Below are 19,380 nucleotides of genomic sequence, written 5' to 3'. Positions count from 1 at the left end.
TGGTTGAAAGCCGTTACTGCTTAAAGATAGCTTTTTTTCCGGTTTATCAACTAGCCAGCAATGATTTACAGGCAGATTTGGCTTCTAACTTTTCCCAAAATCTTACCGCTTGCCTTTAGTAAAAGGAAAAATCATTGGAACTTCTTTTTGGTACGTTACATATTTTTCTCCTATAACTTTTCTCAGATCTTTTTCCTCCAAAAACTTTACAGCAATAAAGATATACATAGTCGTTACCAGAGCAAATAGTAAATGTCCAGCTGTCATAATAGGCGTTGCCCAAAAGGCAATTAAAAACCCCAGCATAATGGGATGTCGAACAATTTTATATAAATAGTTTGTTTGAAATTTTGGATTGGCAATTTGTTTGTTCTTTAGATTATTGAAAATTTGAGATAGTCCGAAAAGTTCAAAATGATTGATCATAAATGTAGAAAGTAAAACAATAAGCCAACCTAGAAAAAATATTCCAATGATAATGCTAGAAAGCATCGTGTTTTCAATTTCCCAAATTATAGCTGTTATTGGTTGCCATTTCCAATAAATTAAAATTAATGCTAAACTAGATAGTAGAACATAAGTGCTGCGTTCCATAGCATGACTAAAAATTGAAGTAAACCATTTTTTAAATTTGGGTCTGGCCATAATGCTATGTTGTAAAGCAAAAACACTTAATAAAACGACATTGATAACTATTGAAGAATACATTGAAGTTTCTGCACCTGAGTCTATTGATTTTGGAACGATGATATTACCTACGAACCCAATGGCATATAAAAAAGCCATTAGAAAAACAAAATAGGCTATAATACCAAATAATAATATGATTAATTTTTTCATGATTTACGGCTTTAGTTTTTGGTTTTAACATCCGAGTTTATCGTAATTGGGATGCCTTTTTTTATGGTTTGATAGATTATACAGCTAAGTTTTGCTCCTTCTATGAGTTTGTGTAAGATCTTTTCATTGGTGTTTTTAGCCATAATAAATGCATCAATATGCATAGATTGAAACCCAACGGGAACAGACTTATCCATCATTAAAGTTCCTCTAACATCAACTTGAGCATTTACCTTTATTTTTGTTTCAATAAGTTCTATTCTCAGTTTATTGGAGATCATTCTAATGGTGCTTTCAAAACAAGATGCCAGCGTAGCACAAAGTAAATCTCCGGGATTTGGGAAATCGTGGTCGCCTCCAACGGCTTTATGAACTCCAATTTTAAATGGAACCTTCATTTTATCATTTATGGAAACCAATGTTCTAAATGGATCGTGTAAATTTTTTCCAATAATCTCCGCAGAATCAGTAATCCAGGCCGATGCGGGATCTTTTAGATATTTTTCATTAAGCACTAAATGTCTTTGGTAAACAATGGAAGTGTCGTAAACAGATTTTGTGTTCTTGGTTGAAAGTTTTTGATTGGGCATCACATCATTTATTCTAATTAACTAATGATGTAAAGGTTGTATTTATCTTACCAAAAAGGATTTCCTAAAAGCCCAGATAATGTTCTTAAAAGTCCAGAATAATAGTTACGCTTCTTTTTTGAGGAGCCTATATTTGTTGGGCGTTACTTGAGTTGCCTTTTTAAAAGCTTGAATAAAATGGGAGTTATTTTTAAAACCGCATTCATAACCTACCTCACTTACGGTTAAATTTGTGCCTAATAGTAGTATTTTAGAGTGGTCTAATCGTTTCTTGATCAACCACCTACTTGGTGTTGTATTAAAATACTTTTTGAATTCACGCTTGAAAGAAGACAAGCTTTTCCCGCAGAGTTTTGCATAATCAGTTATTTTTAGATCGTATTGAAAATTTTCTGTCATTATGTTTTCAATAGTTGTTTTACTGTCTTGCATTATTGAATTAAAGAAAAATAGCAGGTCCTTGTTATTTGGGTTAAGTGCGATATTGAAGAGTAGTTCTTTAAATTTAATTTCCACTAATTCTTTAGGCATTTCCTCTTTTTGATTTAAATATTGGAAAATGCTTTTTATCAATGTTTTAAAAACATCATTGGTGCTAATCTCAAAAATTTGATTATGCTCGTTCTTATGATTGAATTCTCTTTTAAAAGTTGGGTTCGCTGCAATAAACCTATTTATAAAATTATCATTAATAAAAAATAGCATAACACAATAATCACTTTCTAAATATTGCTTTGTAGTATAAACACCCTTTCTAACAAATAGTGTGTCTCCTGCACTAAGCTTGTGTGTTTTTTTTGAAGTAATCCAATCCTTTTTTCCACTAATAACATAGGTAATTAAATGATTTTCAACCCACAATTGAAACTCTTCAATATTGAGAGGACATTTATATTCTACGAACAAGAAATCATTCCCAACAAGCTTGTTGAATTTCGGATGATTTTTAAAGTATTCGTAGGCATTGATCACTTTATGCTCTTTAGTTTTTTTAAATGATGCTAAATCTATCGTTGCAATATTTAAGAACCTAAGTTAGTGAATACAATCCGAATAGAATATCGGCGCGAATTCTTGTGATTAGGCTTGTAATAGCTGTTAAATTTATAGGGTGTTACCTGCCGTTTTCATTCTCAGAAAATTCCTTTAAAACAAGATTTGTTTTACTTCCGTCAATATTTGTATAATTCAATTTAACAAATCCAAATTTAGGATTAAAATAGGCGGTCAGTTTTGTTTCTCCAATTCGGCTTTTGGCGTCCGATTCGATGACGAAGCATTCAACTTCTCCCAAGGCCATTTTTAAAGTCTGTTTGCCTGTAATTTCGTATTGATACTTATTTTCAATACTACCATTCCAAAGTTTCCAGCGGCCGTCTGCCCAAGAGTCGCCAATGTCCAAACGCCAAGTCCATTTCGTTCCAATGTCGTAAGGTGCTTTAATATATGGGAATGGATTTAATTCTAAAATTTCAAAGTATTTGTCACGTGGTGGATGAATCCAGACATTTCCTTCATTCTCAATCGCCCCCGACATAGAATACCCTTTGTTGTTGCCGCTTTTATAAGTTAAGGCTGTTTGACTATAGCCGGGTATGTATTCTGACATTGGATTGCCATTAAGCACTTTAATCTCTACAGATCTCACTGTAGTAGAATCGGTGTTATTGAAATCCACAAACACCCACCCGCTGTCGTCGTTTATGACTTTAAAAAACTTGATTTCTCCCTGAGTCGTTATGTGCTCAAATTTGTACTTAAAACTATTACCTACTTTATAAATGATGTTGTTGTGGTTGTACTTGTTTTCATCAACGATCGTCGAATCAAATTTTTCTACTAAAATGCCGTCATCGTCCGCAATCAATTCATAATTTTTTTCCACTTGCTTACTATTTGTTTGAGAATATGCAAACGTCACGAAAAATGAAAAAAATAAAACAGTTGTCAATTTCATTAGGCTTATTATGTTTAAAATACAGCTATTAACAGTAATTAGAAATTATTTGAAAAATGAATCCAACAGATATAAATCCTAATCCTATTTTAGAACAAAAATTATATTTTTTCCATTTCTTTTTTTCGTTTTCGTCTTCTTGTTGTAAAACCAATCCTATGTGTCCTTTTTTATCGACATCGGATAGAAGTCCATATTTAAAAAGAATTAAAACACCTATCAGGTCAAAAACAAGTCCGATTGTATTTATTGTTGAGTTTGTCACTATCCAAAAATATGAATTAACGTCTCCAGCTATGAGTAGTTGCCTGGGTTAGTACTTAACTTTGCAATTACACACCAAACTGAAAATCCTCACGGATTTTCAGAAGTAGGCGAGAACAAGCAATTACTTATAGCCGTTGTTGTGCTTTCGTCATTCTAATGAAATTCTTCTATCATTTTATTAATGCTATCCAAGTAATTTTTAAGATTTACATAGCTTTTAAGTTGGCTATTGCAACTATAAAACCTATTGTCTATTAAACTTTCAAATTCCATTGAATTAAGTACATTTAAATTTTTATGATTAGTAAATTTAGAAGTGCCTATTTGATCTGCGTATTCTGAATGGACACCATCCATCTGCCTAAAACTTATGTTTTTATATATGAAGGGGTAGAAGTAACTATTTAAATCTTCATTATTATATTTTTCTAACACTCTAGTTTCATCAATTATGGAAGGTAACCCATACAATAATGATTTTAAAGAGTCTGAAGTAATAAGCGCTACTTTTCCTGTATTAAACCCTTCATTTAACGTTCCTATTTTAAATTCCATATTATTATTTGTCATTGAAATAAAAATAAGACTATCCAAGGAACGAGAAGAATTCTTGGTTTTATCTTCTTCATCAATCATTTTTAAAATAGCAAGAGCACTTTTTATTTCACTTTCTTTCCGCTGAATTTCAGATTTGGTAAAATTGATGTTACTAATTATTTCTTTTTGAAGTCGATTTACAAATTCCCTTGATTCTTTTAAATTATTTTGATTAATATTCCAATTGTTTATTTGTAACGCTAATAAAATTCCAATTAGGACTAGCACAATTTCTCCAACGGCATATTTTAAATACTTTCCTGTTTTTCCTTCTGCAAGTAAGTTCTGTCTAATTTTTCTAAAGAATTTTATCATTGGTTAATAGTTGGTTATAATGAAGCACAACGGTCTTGTATAAGATTAGTTGTGTGGTTTAAGCAACTAATTTAGCAAATACAAACCGAATAGAAAATCCGCGAGGATTTTCGCAAGCAGGCTTGCACTAGCAATTAATTATACACGCTGTTGTGTTTAGTTATTTATCCATTCGACAACTTTTTCAATTAGTTCAAGTCTTTTATCCGAAAATGAATGGTCAGTTTTCATTAAAATATATTCGCCATTTTTGATTTGTTCTACCCATTCTTTATTTCTTTCGTTTTCATCTAAAACCAAAAGGCTTTTTTCGCTTAATTCGTTTTTAAAATTCAATGGATTGTATGAAGTTTGATTGTCAATTAGTTCTTTAATAAACTTTTCCGAGTCAACATTGAGCATAAATAATCCGCTTATATAATTTTTCGCCCAGTCCAAGGTTTCTTTCGATGCTGTATTTACATTGAAAGGTGAATAAATTGCTATTCTTTTGACCCTTTTGTCTTTTGCGCCACTTAAAAGAGCAATTCCGCCACCCAAACTGTGTCCAAAAAGAATATATGAATCTGCCTTAATTTTGTATTTATGAGAATTCTCTGAAGTAGAGAAAAAATCCATTATTTTTTTTACATCTTCGATGCAATTTGAATACATAAATTCTCCTTGACTTCCCCAAGCACCGCGATAATTAAAATAGATTACATTTTTTCCGTCTCTTCTTAATTCTTGAGCTAAATCAAGATTTCTTTCATTTCCTGGAAGTCCGTGAAGAAGAAGAACTGTTTCTTTTTTTTCCTTTCCAGCGGCAAACATTCCAAAAGCCGCAATCGAATCATTACCGATTGTTATTGTAATTTCTTCGCTGGTAGCTGGATAACTTATGTTGCTATTTTGAGCACTTAAATTATAGCCAAATAGCAGTAAAATAATTAAATATGTTATTGGTTTATTTTTCATTTAGTTCGGTTTTCTAATTAAACACAACGTATAGCTAAACCCAATTGTGTTTAGCCACATTATGTTTATTTCATCTAAAAATAGAAAAATTCGTATAACCGCAGAGGAATTTTAAGCTTTATTACAGAAAAACCAGTTGATTTAGAAGATGATACCCGTCAAACGAGCAAAAGGAAATGGCTTAATTAATTAGAGGCGGGAATTGCCTGCGACGCGTCCCGAGGCGACATAGTCAAAAAGAGAACCGCTTCGCGAAGCGGTTGTATTCGCACTAAAAACGGGAATTGCCTGCGGCGAGTCCCAACTTCAACATGTTGAAAAAAGCCTACCCTGCGGGTCGCCTGTTTTGTTTTCTCCACGCCCTGAAACACGTTTCGTTGCGTTCCGAAAACAAAAAAGCCGAAACATTTGTTTCGGCTTTTTATCTGTACTGAAGGCGGGACTTGAAACCATTCAATTATGAAAACTTAAATATATGCTCAAATCAATGATTAATACCAGTAAAATCAATATCAACAGCACTTTACAGAGGTTTATTAAAAATGTATAATTATAGAATAAAATTTAAAATGGTTGACTAAATATTGACTAACGGTTGACTAAACATTAAATATAATTACTATATTTGAGTGTTCAAATACTTCTAAATTCTATGGCAACCATTAAATTTTTACTTCAAAGTAAGTCCAAAAACGCACCAATTTATTTAAGATTATCAGTTAATCGGGACCTCGTTATTAAGCGAAAAACCGGGTTATTTATAAGTCCAAACAATTGGAGTAAAAATACCGGGTTACCTAAACAAACCTCGGCCTCAAATAAAAATCTCTCTACCGATTTATTGGACTTATCAAATGATATAATTAAAAGATTAAATCATGCTAACACTAGAGGTGTTTTAATTAATGGCGATTGGCTTGAAAATTCTATAGACTTATATTTTGATCGTATAACTGAACACAAACAAAGTGATTTAATTATTGATGCTATTCAGGATATAATTGACAATGCTGAGGTCCGGAAAAATGCCAAGGGTGGTTTAGGATTATCTAAGAGCCGGATTAATGCTTACAACTCTCTCAAAAAAATCATTGAAGAATACCAAGGCTTAAAACAATTTAAAGTAAAAGAGGTTAATGTACCTTTTGCAAAGGATTTTTTAAGGTGGCTACTAAAAGAAAAGAAGTACCAAAAGAGTTATGCCATTAAAAAAATCGCAGATCTTAAAACTGTTTGTTACGATGCCGAAACAAATGGTGTTGAGGTTAGTCCGCAACTTAAAAAGATAGATAGCACTAAACCAAGTAATGAAAATATAATATACCTCAGCCCTCAAGAACTAGAGAAAATCGAAAAGGCAAACATTACTAATGAAGCGTTACAAAACGCTCGTAAATGGCTTTTATTAGGCTGTAATATAGGCCAAAGAGGAGGAGACTTACTAAACCTCAACGAAAACAACTTTGTTACTCGTAATGGTTTGGAGGTTATAGAACTAAAACAACAAAAGACCGGCAAAAATGTAACTATACCAGTACTCGAAAAAACTAAGGAAATTCTTGAAGATGGTTTGCCCTATAAAATTTCAATTCAAAAATTTAATGAGTACATAAAAAAGGTTTGCGAGGTTGCCGAAATTGATGAAATGATAAAAGGCGCGGTTATCGAAGTAACCAAAGAGGGAAAAGGAAACAAGTTTAAAAGGAAAAAGGAGGGCATATATCCAAAGTATGATTTAATCACCTCACATATTTGCCGGCGGTCATTTGCAACAAATCTTTACGGTGTACTATCACCCGCCTTGATTATGCAAATCACCGCACACAGTACAGAAAAAATGCTATTGAATTATATAGGTAAGGATAGTTTAGATTACGCTCAGCAAATTGCCGATTTCTATATCCTTCGAGCGCAAAAGGAGAAAAAAGAAAGCAACTTAACCGTTGTCAAAGATGCTATTAACAATTAAATCTTTATAATTATGAAACCCAACATGTCACAAGACTTGAAAGCACTACACCAAGAAAAGGAAAAAGCACAAAAACAATTATTAACCTTTTTTAATAATCTATCTGAAAGTGAGATTCGTTTTTTAAAAAGTGAACTCCTAACTAATGGATAAGGAATTAGACGATCTGGAGTCCGAATACTGGAGTTTTAGGTTAGAGCGATGGAAGGTTAACAACCCTGATTTAAATTTTAAAGAAGAGGTGTTAAAAAGTGTTATTGCCAAACGAGATAATGAGGCCCAAAATAATGATGCAATATACTTGGTTAGTATTGATCGACAAATGCCTAATAAATTACTTGAACAATTATTAGACAAAATGGAGGATTTAAAAAGCCCTTATTACTCAAAATATTCAATGTACCGCGGCACCGAAGATTTTCTTATAAAAACAGAATGGTTTTGTGAATTACCAGAGGATAAGAAATTTAGAATTAGACATGATTTTTATGATGCGATAATTCGAGGAGTTCATTTCGCATTTTGCAGGCAAAAACAAAACCCTCAGACCAAAAAGAGGATATCCGAGTTTGAAATTAGTCAAGATGATGAAGAAACAAACACTCAAACTAAAAGCAATATACCACCAGTAATCAAAAACCTAAAACCAAAAATGGATCAAAAACATATAGAAAAGGCTAAACCCTCTATTAGTATTAAAGAATTAATAATTTTATCTGGAATTACACTTGCAACGTCAATCGAATTAGGTTTTTATTTTAAAATACCAAATCAAAAGTTTTACTTTACGGCATTACAATCTAGCGCCGAATGGAAAAGGAATGATTATCTAAATTATTTAACAGCCAAGAATGGTTTTTTCGGGTTGGAAGATTTTAATTTTAATTGGGCCGCATTCGTTATTACTTTTTTAACAACAATCATTCTTTTTATCTTTCTAAAAAAACCACTAAGAAATAAGGTGATTAATTATTTTAATTAACCCTCGACTCTCGGTCGAACGTGACACCCAAAATTTTTAATAACTCATTCGTGTATATAAAGTGTATTCCTAATATTTAGGATTTAGTCTATGTGTTTAGGGTTGAGAGGTATTACAATAATATAAGACCCTGGCCGGAATAAAAAACTTGATTTTAAAAGGGGTATGGGGGTATATTTACGCTTAGCCTTCAAAACTTTTTGGCTTTTACACCTATATCTTACCAATTAATTTTTATTGTTATACATTTTATTTTTAAATCCAATTAGTTGTGAAATTTTGATTTATTGGTGTAAATATGTACACGAAAATATTACATGCCCGTAAATACGGGTATCTATCCTATGAATCCTATCGAACTTTTAATTAGGGTAAATCTACCATATTTGGATTATTATGCCTTTTTAATATCCGAAATACCGAAGAATCGTAATATTTAATTACCTCATTATTGGGGTGTTTATGTTTCTATTTATTAGTTTTATCATCAGTTTGATTATATAGGAAAAGTCTTATTTAAATAAATTCTGTGAAAATTAAGAAAATATGAAACCAAGAATATTTATTGGATCATCAAAGGAGGCTCTTGATGTGGCCTACGTGATTCAAGAAAACTTAGAATATGATTCAAACGCAACAGTTTGGACACAGGGTATCTTTGAACTTTCAAGTAACTCCCTAGATGATTTAATTCAGGCTTTAGAAAATTTTGATTTTGGAGTTTTTGTATTCAAACCAGACGATATCACAGAAATGCGAAATTTACAGGTGAATACTGTTCGGGATAATGTCATATTTGAACTGGGATTATTTATTGGTAGACTGGGTAAAAAAAGAGTCTTCTTTGTTTTACCTGACTCAACAAAGGATTTTCATCTTCCAACTGATTTATTAGGTGTAATTCCTGGAAAATATAATAATACTCGAGAAGACGGGAATTTAAAAGCCGCATTAGGACCATTTTGTAACCAAGTAAGACAGAAATTAAAGGGGTTTATCTATGAGAATTTAATGGATTTGGAGGATGAAAATGATATAATCAAAAAAATTGCTGTTGATAAACAAGGCCCTTGGGAGTTCTTTCTTTCCTCGGAATTATTAAAATCGCGTATGGAAGAAATTAATCGAAGTTATAAGGAACTTGAAATGGGACTAATCTTTCAAAAATCAGAGAAATTACGGGAAGAAGATGTATTTGATTGGTTCAGTAATTCAATAAATGATATTCAAAGGTTACTAACGATTTTGAAAAAGATTTTTGAAATTGAATTAATTAAGGCCTTTGGTGAACCAGGTGTTCCAGGAAATATTATTGAAATAAAATCAGCAATAGACAGAATACATTCCGTTTGTAAAGAATTATTGTCATGGGAATATAATTTACAGGGAATAGTTCCTCCTGAAGGCATATCTGAGGCAAAAGAATTAATGAAAGGTTGGACTAAAGGGATAATTGACACAATAAATGAGTTCCCCGATTTGATTGAAGATCAACTTTCACCACAAAATATGGAGAAATCAAATACTTTAAATTTAACCTTAAAATTTCATTCTGTTCCCAATGCTGAAAAAATTATAAGAATTCTAAAAGAGTTTAGTCTCGGGCTACGATGAATTTTTTAAACACAATCCAAAATTAAAACACAATTTTATACTGATCTTGATAGGTTTTGGATCTATATCCCTGGCGCCTAATTTTAAAACTATTGTAGTACCGGTTTCTTATTTGCTTCGCTAAATGTGAAACAATTGAATTCTCATATTTTGGCCTCCGTCCGTTATTGCTTAAAAGTAAACTACATAACTCGAAAAAAAGTTTCTGGTTATTACGTTTTAAGTACCTGAGCGTTGTAGTCCTAATGTAATTTGCTGTATTACTTTCATGTTCCAAACTAATACCGGTAATTGGACATTTTCTTAATTCTTTTTGTGTAACGATTACCCCTATATTTGAAGGGTTAATTATTACGCATTTAGACTGTTTGGATTGCCGGTTAATTATTACACACTTTTCTTCTAATTTTTGAAGTAAACGACTGTGTAATTTTAGGGAGTTCTTATCGGTTATTCTAGCGAGTCTTTTTTTATGTCGATCTCTCTCTTTTGGCTTTAGTTGATACGCCCAATAATTGGGATTAGAATACTTATTTACCGCTTGTTTCTCGCGACTATTTAGTTTCTTAGTGTCAATGGTGTGGTCATAATGAACAACCTCTTCAAATCGCTTGTAAATTAATTGTGCGGCCTTGATTAATGTTGAGGTATTTATGTCATAAAATGTCTTAATACCTAAACACTTTAATTCTTCAGTCTTTTTAATTTTTAGTTCTATTCGAATAATATCTCCTTCCATGCCATATTGATTCCCTTTATTGTAGATTTTAATAAAATATCTTTGGTGCCTCACTTGGGCGTAATATCCGTCATACTTAAACTCAAATAGTTTGCCCTTATGAAAAAGTAAACCACTAATGAATGTTTGAGTTTTAAAACTCAAATTCAAATTAGACCCAAATTCAATATTTTGGAAAATCATTTGTTTACTACTACAATCAAATATGTTTTTAAGATGATTCCTAACCTCAACAATATCATGAAAGAAAAATATATTACCGTTGTATCCCTTGTAGGTATTTGACTTACTAAAATTAGGAGACGTTACTTTATTTAATGAGTTCCAAAGTTTATGTATACTTCCTGAAAAATAGACAAGACCTGTATCATAAACAATTATTTTACAGAAGTGATATTCTGAAACTCTTTTAGTTGATAACTCTCCCGTATTTTCAGAAACTTCAGTTTTAAAGTCGAGTAAAGATAGGTTTAACAACCGGCTGATATCAATGTTAATAAGCAGTATTTTAACGTAATCAATCAATTTAAAATTCTTATATTTGATTTATTGTAATGCGTTGCCAGTATTACTTTATTTGAACAAAAAAGAGGGCTTTGAACACCCTCTTTTGTTATTTCAAATATTTCTCTATTACATTTAAATCGTTAGTAAAATAGTTGTAGAAGTAATAGATAGTTAGAAAACTACCTTTTTTGGAAAACTTAAAGATCAAAAGGTCTCTTTTGTTAGAAATATCCCCCTTGTAGGTTAGTTTATATTCTGTTTTAAATAGCCCGGTCAGACATTTACTCCACTTATTTTTTTCTCTTTTCTTAAGCCAATAGTCGGGTAATGATTGAGCAAAGTTTCTATTTTTACTAATATTAATTTGATCAGACAATAAAGATTGTCCGGGGCTAACGCTGTACAGTTCAAAGTGCTTAACACTTTTATATTTTCCAACGTTGATTTCTTTGAACTCGTGAATTATCGGTTGCGTTGCCATAACAAACTTTATTTTTTTAGTTTGGTCATAGCACTCTCAACCTCAGCGCGCTTATAATAAACCCGCCCTCCAATTTGGTAAGAAATTAATATCCCTTTCTTTGTCCAATTGTGAACACTTGATAAATCAATTTTAAGCATGTTTGCTACCTCATTCCTTGTTAGGTAGGCGCTTGGCTCTTTTGGTTGGAAATGTTTTTTAAGATCCTGTAATTTAGCATCTACACCGCTTATAATTGCGTCTTGGAGTTCCTGAGGAGTGACTTGAATGAATTGTACATTTTGCATAACTGAAATGTTTTATTAAAAAATTATTTCAGCAAATATGCAAGGGTTTAAAGGTGGTTAAAGGTTAGTTACCTATACCTTACCAGAGTTTTTTTCTAATTTATTTCTAATTGAATTTAATAGGCTCTCTTTTAGTTTATCAATAAAGATTGTTTCATTATCATTATTTCGATTATTGAAAGTTGAAATTGTTTTATCAATATTATTTAATTTGGTTTCAAATACAAGTTCAATTTGTTTAAAGATCTCCTTTTGCTTCCCTTGAAAAATACCGGCTTCTATTAGAGCCTTAGTAAGTTCAATAAGTTCTGTTTGAGTCCCTTTCCATTCAACGGGTGTTATGTCACTAAATTTTTCAGCAAACTCTTCAAACATACCTAAAAAATCAAAAGGCCTTTCAAGTACCTCATTCCAAGCCCTGGCAAACTTCCCTTCATTCTCACCGTAAATAGATAGAGAAACTTGATTTAATACTTTGATTTGATAATTTTCGTCAAACCAATCCTCCAACAAATTCAAACTCCTTTCATGTTTTCTAAATACAGTACTAAATATTTCGTAATCTGATTTAAATTCTTTTTTGTATCCATGGATAAATCCCAAATCATAAACCCAAGACTTAAACCAATCAAAATAGTCTTCACTTTTACATTCATAAAAAGTTAGATTATCGAATTTAATTTTCTCAAAACCATTTTCGATAGTTGAAGTTTCGGTTAAAAGGAGGTTGTTGTTAATTCTAATAAGAATTTCTTTGTTTTTAACACCCTCTCCAATCATCTGGAAAACATGAATATTGTTGGCAATTATAATATCTGAATCATCTAAGGAAGGGCTGGAGTCATATAACTCCAATATTTTTTCAAACTCTTTTTTTACAGGTCCGGGTAAAGAATTAATATTTACTTCGCCGAAGTACATATTTGATTTATCGAAATTTTTTGACTCCATTTAAAATGAGTGATTAAAATTTAAACTAATAGTAAAACTATAAAAATATTCTATAACTTTCAATTTATTAATAGTAAATTATTATTATTGTGTATAATCATAAAACATTGAATTATGGCAACAGTTACAACATCTATACTCGCAGGAGGCTTGGCAGCAGGACAAGCCGTATCTGGTATGATAGACAAAAAGAAGGCTAAAGACGAGCTTGCTAATCTTGAAACGCCAGAACTTGATAATGTTTTTGAGGACATTAGAATAAGTACAATTGGCAGTGACCTTATAAAAGAAGAAGCCTCTAGGACTTCCGCGAATACTATTGATGCTATCCGCTCAGGTGGTGCTCGTAGTATTATTGGGGCCTTACCAGGAGTTGTTGCACAAAACAATAGAATAAACCAAGACTCTCAACTCTACTTAGACGACCAAGTTAATAAAAGACAATATGCCGTGGCCCAAGACGATGCGCGTATTCGAAGCATGGAAGAAAACAGGTATTTAGGGGATGTACAAGGGCTTAATAATAGGATTCAAGAAGGGCGTCAAAATGTTTGGAGTGGACTACGAGGATTTTTAGGTGCCGCAGCCTATGCGGAACGTGCTGGAGTATTCGATAAAACGGAGGATAAATAAGAAAATATTGAAACCACTAAAAAATAGTTAATTATTTTTTACATAAAAGTTTAGTTTGAATTGGTGATTTTAGTCTAGGGAACTTTTTTTACTTGACAAAACCATTTCCTTTTTCGTATTGAATTCAGTTTCGGTCAATAATCCTTTTTCTTTCAATTCCGATAATTGATTAATCAATTCATTTTTTCTTTTTATCTCCGCTTCATTATTAATTTCTTCTTGGTCTTTTTTTAACTCATTTAAGAGAAAATCAAATTTTTTATTTACCTCATTTTCGGTCAACAATCCTTCTTTGAATAGTTTTTTTACTTTTTCAACTTCTTCTGTTTTTCCAACACTCAATAATCTTTCTTCTTTAGATTTTTTCCAAATTTTGAAAAGCAGTAATATCGCACCACACCAAATTGCAATTGAAAAAATCCCACCAGTACCCGGGTAAGATAGAAAGGAATGATAACTATCTCTAATATATCGAGGTTGACTCATAAAATGAATAAATTTCAAACCTGAGGACAAAATAAAGGCAAAAAATATTGTCAATATTGTATCCAAAATCCTATTCTTCTTTTTCATCTTTACTCTTTAATTTTTTAATTATACTGTATTAATTTCATAATTTAAAGATTAATCCTCAACAATAGAAAAGTCGAAAACAGATTGATTGGTATACCCAGCATAAGTTCCTTTCATAATAAAACAATACTCTCCTAATTCCAATGGTTTTTTAGGAGTGATTTTAAATCTATTATCACCAATTTTTTCGAAACTAAAGGGAATAAGTTCCTTTTCATCAACCCCCATTTTATAGTTTGCAAATCCAACTTTACCAATTACTAATTCTCTTTTCTTAGTTTTTTCAGAAATACTTTGAATATTAGTTTCCCCTTTCCTAGGCCGTCTATTACTAACTTTTCTAGGATCAGGGTTTTTAAATTCTATTAACGAAAAACTTTCTGGAGAATTAACTGTATAAAACCACCAATTAAATTGATTTATTTCGTTGTTACTGTTATCAAATTGAAAAACAAATTCTTGCTTTTTAAAACTAACTTTATTATTCGATACTTCTCCTTCAAGCCTGGCTTTTATTTTTGAATTTGCTAAGCCCATTGTAAATGCTGAAGCAGTCGCGTCGGTAGAAGTACTTATAAACGAATTTGCTTCAATCTTTTTTAAACCTTCAACTGTATTATAAAATATCCCAACCTCTTTTCTTTTCTTACGATATTCAATCATTGCTGATATTACATTTGAAGGAATATTTTTTTCTGTAAGTTTAAGCAAGTCATCCGTATCAGTATTAAAATTACAATCAGAACTGTTTATTTTAGAAATAATAATTGTGGAATCAAGACCAAGTTCATGCATCTCGATAATCGATTTATTATTTATTTGTACTTGAGAAATTAATTGTTGCGTCAAAAGACATAAAATGAAGGAAAAAATAATTTTCATAATTGTGTAAGAGTAAAAGGGTTGCGACTTTAAAAGTAAACTTTTACTGACAGTATTAAAAGAAAAATACATTTATTTAATTTTCCGAAACCATAAAAGATTAATAGTTAAGTTATATTAATATCCGAGTATCTGAAATGCGTAAGCATGTAAATTACCTACTAGGGGAAAAAAAGTCTTTTCTCAAAAAATATTTTATTACTAGGATTTTTATTTAGTATTTGGTAAGCCTCAGAATCACCATCTTCATAGTGTCTCCAGACAAAATTTGAAAACCAATCTGCAAACCATATCATTTTATTGTTAGTACTATCGATAAAATTACACTCAATCTCCATATCATGACCTTCACCCCATATTTGTGTTTTGATATAGTCTGGAAAACTTTCACCATGACTAACTTTAATTGTCCGTTTATCAATATTTATAACAACGGAACCGTTGTCAATAATTTCCTGTTTAACCAACAAACCAAGCATATAATTATAGAAAATATTTTTATCTCTTCTCAAAGAATCAAAGATTTTTGGCTTATAAACCGTAATAGAAATTATCTTAAAACCTGGACTCTTTATAATAATTTTATTTAACTGTGAAATAATATACCTTGAATGGTCTGAGGAAAAGTTAGCCCCTTTTTTTTCTATTGAAGGATTTAAGTTATACTTATTATGTATATTTTTTAAAAAGCGCTTTACATACTTTTCGTCATCAGGCGGAATAATAAATCCTGATATAGTTATGTATCTGCTCGAACCACCTGCTCTATTAGGTTTGTCAAACGTCCAACCTAGATCACCACTTTCATCAATGTATATATTCATATAAAAAAAAAGAGCCCAATTAGGCTCTTGATTTATTTTTTTAAAAACAGACCCTGAGAGTGATGTATTTATAATACATTTATGGTAGATGTTTCACCGCCACACTTTACTCAGGACTTACCTGTTTATGAATCAAAGATATACAATTTGTTAGATATAACACTAACAAATAACACTTTATTAAATATATTTAACATTTTAATTGCTTTTAATCGACTAAAAACCAAATGATTAATTAGAAATAAATTTCTTTTATGATTAGTCGCTAAGAATACTAAATACTTTCTTGATAAATAATTAACTAATAAAACTATAAGAAAAGCACTTTTTCAACAACGGTTAACTAAATGTTGACTAAAATAAAAATAAAAAAACCGCAAACTATTGAAAAACAATTGTTTACGGTTTTAAAGAGTACTGAAGGCGGGACTTGAACCCGCACGGCCTAATGGCCATTGGATTTTAAGTCCAACGTGTCTACCAATTCCACCACTTCAGCAACTTACTTGGTATATTTTTGAAAGTTCAGAGCGAAAGACGGGATTTGAACCCGCGACCCTCACCTTGGCAAGGTGATGCTCTACCCCTGAGCTACTTTCGCAGTTTTTTGTAATGAACGTTTCCTAATCTTAGCGGATTTACCTGCCGAGACAGGCCACTTTCAATTAGGCAGGTGCAAATTTAAAATATTTCTAGGAAAAGCAAAGCCTTTTATAAAAATAAATCCATTTATTTTCAGGCCTGTTTTTTCTTCACCAGCATGCGCTTAATCTCGTTGAGTTTCATCAACGCTTCCACCGGCGTTAGGGTATCAATATCGGTACGTAATATCTCCTCCTTAATGTTCTCTAAAAGCGGATCATCAAGATTGAAAAAGCTGAGCTGCATCTCGTCCTGTACCGCTTTCATCTTATCGGTTAGCTCTTCACTGGAATGCGACTGCTCCAGTTTTTTCAGAATCTTGTTCGCCCGATGTAATACCTGTTGCGGCATCCCGGCCATTTTTGCCACATGGATCCCGAAACTGTGGGCAGAACCGCCTGCTACCAGTTTACGCAGGAACAGCACATTATCCTTTAACTCCTTGACCGATACATTGAAATTCTTGATGCGATCAAACGTTTCAGTCATTTCATTAAGCTCGTGGTAATGTGTGGCAAACAAGGTTTTAGGTTTCGCCGGATGTTCGTGCAAATATTCACTGATGGCCCAAGCAATAGAGATCCCGTCATAGGTACTGGTACCACGACCAATCTCGTCGAGCAACACCAGACTGCGCTCTGAAATATTGTTCAGGATCGAGGCCGTCTCATTCATTTCCACCATAAAGGTCGATTCGCCCATCGAGATATTATCGCTGGCACCCACGCGGGTAAAGATCTTGTCTACCAAACCAATACGGGCTTCTTTTGCCGGTACAAAACACCCGATCTGTGCCAATAACACAATCAGGGCGGTTTGCCTGAGTATCGCTGATTTACCCGACATATTTGGCCCTGTGATCATGATGATCTGTTGGGTTGTACGATCGAGATACACATCGTTGGCAATATAGGCCTCCCCATGCGGCAACTGCTTTTCGATCACCGGATGACGCCCGTCCTTGATCTCGAGATCGAAACTGTCGTCGAGGTTGGGATATACATAATTAGTGTCTTTGGCCAACTGAGCAAAACCACATAAACAATCCAGTTGCGCAATAAGCGCCGCATTTTGTTGTACAGCTTTGATGTACTGATGCATCCAGGCCACCAGATCGGCAAATAACTGCTGCTCGATACCCAGAATGCGTTCTTCAGCACCCAGGATCTTAGCCTCGTATTCTTTAAGCTCTTCAGTAATGTAGCGCTCGGCACTTACTAAAGTCTGTTTCCGGATCCAGCTTTCCGGCACCTTATCTTTATGGGTATTGCGTACCTCAATATAGTAGCCAAATACATTGTTGGAAGCTATTTTAAGCGAGGTGATCCCGGTGCGTTCCGTTTCGCGTTTCAACATGCCATCGAGGTAGTCCTTACTGGATTTCCTCAGACCGCGAAGCTCATCGAGCTCCTCCGAAAAACCGGCCGCAATGGTATGCCCTTTCAAAATATTTACCGGCGCATCCTCATTTAAGGTCTCTTTTATCTTATCGCGAAGTACATCACAATTCTGTAGATGGTCTCCAATAATTTTTAAAGATTCATTGGTGCAATTTGTAGCCAGGGCTTTAACAGGGACGATGGCTTCCAAGGAATTTTTTAGTTGAATGACCTCTTTAGGGTTTACCTTGCCTGTAGCCGTTTTGGAGATCAAACGCTCCAGATCGCCAATGTGTTTGATGTGGTTTTGGATCTTACTGAGCACAGTATTCTCCTGACTCAAGTAATGTACCACCTCATGACGCTGTTTTATTTTTTCCAGACGTTTCAGGGGTAGTGCCAACCAGCGCTTCAATAATCTTCCGCCCATAGGCGAAATGGTCTTATCGATCACATCCAAAAGCGTTACGGCATTCATATTGGGCGAATGGTATAACTCTAAATTTCGAATGGTAAACTTATCCATCCACACATAATCATCTTCCGCAATGCGGGAAATCGATGTAATATGCTGCAATTTATGATGCTGTGTTTCCCCAAGATAATGGAGAATGGACCCCGAGGCTATAATGCCTTCATAAAGGTCCTCCACCCCAAAGCCTTTAAGGGTTTTGGTATTAAAATGTTTGATCAGGGTCTCGTAGGCATAATCACTTTGATACACCCAATCCTCGAGATAAAACGTATGAAAGTCCTTTCCGAAAGTCTCGGTAAATGCCGTGCGTTTTTGCTTGGATACCAAAACCTCACTCGGACTAAAATTCTGAAGGAGCTTATCAATATACTCGGCGTTACCTTGCGCCGTTAGGAATTCCCCTGTGGAAATATCCAAAAAGGACACGCCCAGGTATTTATTATCAAAATAAACCGAAGCCAAAAAGTTATTGGATTTGGAATGCAACACCTCATCATTCAGGGCTACACCGGGTGTAATAAGTTCCGTAACACCCCGCTTTACAATGGTCTTGGTTTGCTTAGGATCTTCCAGCTGATCGCAGATGGCCACCCGCTCCCCTGCCTTTACCAGCTTAGGCAAATAGGTGTTCAGGGAATGATGCGGAAATCCTGCCAACTCCGTTTCACTCTGACTTCCCGCACCGCGTTTCGTTAAAATGATTCCGAGTATCCCGGCAGCTTTTACAGCATCTTCACCAAAGGTCTCATAAAAATCACCCACGCGAAACAACAACAGCGCATCAGGATACTTCGCCTTGATAGCGTTGTACTGTTTCATTAAAGGCGTTTCTTTATTTGTTTTTTTAGCCAATGGCGAGCTCGGTTTTAAATGTTATTTTTGTAAAAATTGTAGAGGGCAAGGTACTATTAATTTCATG

At 33.3% G+C, this 19,380-nt stretch carries 18 protein-coding genes and 2 tRNA genes; 5 read left to right on the top strand and 15 right to left on the bottom strand.

Annotated elements, in window-relative coordinates; translation table 11 throughout:
- Window positions 1-102: 102 nt before the first annotated feature.
- The 6 genes from mddA to V8G61_RS10350 all read right to left on the bottom strand — a co-directional run bounded on the left by mddA (window position 103) and on the right by V8G61_RS10350 (window position 5,523).
- Window positions 103-840 carry a methanethiol S-methyltransferase gene (mddA, locus tag V8G61_RS10375; protein ID WP_394875586.1) on the bottom strand — a complete coding sequence of 246 codons (738 nt, stop codon included), beginning with the start codon at window positions 838-840 and terminating at the stop codon, window positions 103-105.
- Window positions 841-851: 11 nt separating this feature from the next.
- Entirely contained in the window at window positions 852-1,430 is a 579-nt protein-coding gene (locus tag V8G61_RS10370) for an OsmC family protein (protein WP_394875585.1), read from the bottom strand.
- Window positions 1,431-1,535: 105 nt separating this feature from the next.
- Window positions 1,536-2,402 carry a helix-turn-helix domain-containing protein gene (locus V8G61_RS10365; RefSeq protein WP_394875584.1) on the bottom strand — a complete coding sequence of 289 codons (867 nt, stop codon included), beginning with the start codon at window positions 2,400-2,402 and terminating at the stop codon, window positions 1,536-1,538.
- Window positions 2,403-2,544: 142 nt separating this feature from the next.
- Window positions 2,545-3,315, bottom strand: a complete 771-nt coding sequence (locus V8G61_RS10360; RefSeq protein ID WP_394875583.1) for a hypothetical protein — start codon at window positions 3,313-3,315, stop codon at window positions 2,545-2,547.
- A 492-nt stretch (window positions 3,316-3,807) separates the two neighbouring features.
- A complete protein-coding gene (locus tag V8G61_RS10355) occupies window positions 3,808-4,566 on the bottom strand; it encodes a hypothetical protein (RefSeq protein ID WP_394875582.1) in 759 nt (252 codons plus the stop codon).
- 156 nt (window positions 4,567-4,722) lie between these two features.
- Window positions 4,723-5,523 carry an alpha/beta hydrolase gene (locus V8G61_RS10350; RefSeq protein ID WP_394875581.1) on the bottom strand — a complete coding sequence of 267 codons (801 nt, stop codon included), beginning with the start codon at window positions 5,521-5,523 and terminating at the stop codon, window positions 4,723-4,725.
- 652 nt (window positions 5,524-6,175) lie between these two features.
- On the opposite strand from V8G61_RS10350, the gene V8G61_RS10345 reads away from it, so the two are divergent.
- From V8G61_RS10345 to V8G61_RS10330, 4 genes are all read left to right on the top strand, one after another.
- Window positions 6,176-7,492 carry a tyrosine-type recombinase/integrase gene (locus V8G61_RS10345; RefSeq protein WP_394875579.1) on the top strand — a complete coding sequence of 439 codons (1,317 nt, stop codon included), beginning with the start codon at window positions 6,176-6,178 and terminating at the stop codon, window positions 7,490-7,492.
- A gap of 12 nt (window positions 7,493-7,504) precedes the next feature.
- Entirely contained in the window at window positions 7,505-7,645 is a 141-nt protein-coding gene (locus V8G61_RS10340) for a hypothetical protein (RefSeq protein WP_394875578.1), read from the top strand.
- A gap of 88 nt (window positions 7,646-7,733) precedes the next feature.
- Window positions 7,734-8,474, top strand: coding sequence for a hypothetical protein (locus V8G61_RS10335; protein ID WP_394875577.1), 741 nt, complete (start codon window positions 7,734-7,736; stop codon window positions 8,472-8,474).
- Between the two features lie 546 nt (window positions 8,475-9,020).
- On the top strand, window positions 9,021-10,088 hold the full coding sequence (locus V8G61_RS10330; protein ID WP_394875576.1) for a nucleotide-binding protein: 1,068 nt from the start codon (window positions 9,021-9,023) through the stop codon (window positions 10,086-10,088).
- Window positions 10,089-10,110: 22 nt separating this feature from the next.
- Here V8G61_RS10330 and V8G61_RS10325 read toward each other — a convergent pair whose 3' ends face one another.
- The 3 genes from V8G61_RS10325 to V8G61_RS10315 all read right to left on the bottom strand — a co-directional run bounded on the left by V8G61_RS10325 (window position 10,111) and on the right by V8G61_RS10315 (window position 13,053).
- Complete coding sequence (locus tag V8G61_RS10325; protein ID WP_394875575.1) at window positions 10,111-11,352, bottom strand: hypothetical protein; 1,242 nt, start codon at window positions 11,350-11,352, stop codon at window positions 10,111-10,113.
- 471 nt (window positions 11,353-11,823) lie between these two features.
- Window positions 11,824-12,102, bottom strand: coding sequence for a helix-turn-helix domain-containing protein (locus V8G61_RS10320; RefSeq protein ID WP_394875574.1), 279 nt, complete (start codon window positions 12,100-12,102; stop codon window positions 11,824-11,826).
- A 72-nt stretch (window positions 12,103-12,174) separates the two neighbouring features.
- Complete coding sequence (locus tag V8G61_RS10315; protein ID WP_394875573.1) at window positions 12,175-13,053, bottom strand: RteC domain-containing protein; 879 nt, start codon at window positions 13,051-13,053, stop codon at window positions 12,175-12,177.
- 114 nt (window positions 13,054-13,167) lie between these two features.
- On the opposite strand from V8G61_RS10315, the gene V8G61_RS10310 reads away from it, so the two are divergent.
- Complete coding sequence (locus V8G61_RS10310; protein ID WP_394875572.1) at window positions 13,168-13,686, top strand: hypothetical protein; 519 nt, start codon at window positions 13,168-13,170, stop codon at window positions 13,684-13,686.
- A 69-nt stretch (window positions 13,687-13,755) separates the two neighbouring features.
- Here the strand turns inward: V8G61_RS10310 and V8G61_RS10305 are convergent, their stop codons facing one another.
- The 6 genes from V8G61_RS10305 to mutS form a co-directional block, all read right to left on the bottom strand.
- Window positions 13,756-14,259, bottom strand: a complete 504-nt coding sequence (locus tag V8G61_RS10305; protein ID WP_394875571.1) for an SHOCT domain-containing protein — start codon at window positions 14,257-14,259, stop codon at window positions 13,756-13,758.
- 51 nt (window positions 14,260-14,310) lie between these two features.
- Complete coding sequence (locus V8G61_RS10300) at window positions 14,311-15,141, bottom strand: hypothetical protein (RefSeq protein ID WP_394875570.1); 831 nt, start codon at window positions 15,139-15,141, stop codon at window positions 14,311-14,313.
- 161 nt (window positions 15,142-15,302) lie between these two features.
- Window positions 15,303-15,965 (bottom strand): DUF3800 domain-containing protein, encoded by a 663-nt coding sequence (locus V8G61_RS10295; RefSeq protein WP_394875569.1) that lies wholly within the window; start codon window positions 15,963-15,965, stop codon window positions 15,303-15,305.
- A gap of 415 nt (window positions 15,966-16,380) precedes the next feature.
- Window positions 16,381-16,464, bottom strand: a tRNA-Leu gene (locus tag V8G61_RS10290).
- A 30-nt stretch (window positions 16,465-16,494) separates the two neighbouring features.
- A tRNA-Gly gene (locus V8G61_RS10285) sits at window positions 16,495-16,566 on the bottom strand.
- Between the two features lie 134 nt (window positions 16,567-16,700).
- Complete coding sequence (mutS, locus tag V8G61_RS10280) at window positions 16,701-19,313, bottom strand: DNA mismatch repair protein MutS (RefSeq protein ID WP_394875568.1); 2,613 nt, start codon at window positions 19,311-19,313, stop codon at window positions 16,701-16,703.
- Window positions 19,314-19,380 lie beyond the last annotated feature (67 nt).

The organism is Gaetbulibacter sp. M240, from assembly GCF_043876815.1.
Classification (GTDB): Bacteria; Bacteroidota; Bacteroidia; order Flavobacteriales; family Flavobacteriaceae; genus Gaetbulibacter_A.
Note: the sequence above shows the minus strand (reverse complement) of the source record. Positions and strands in the feature narration are given on the sequence as shown.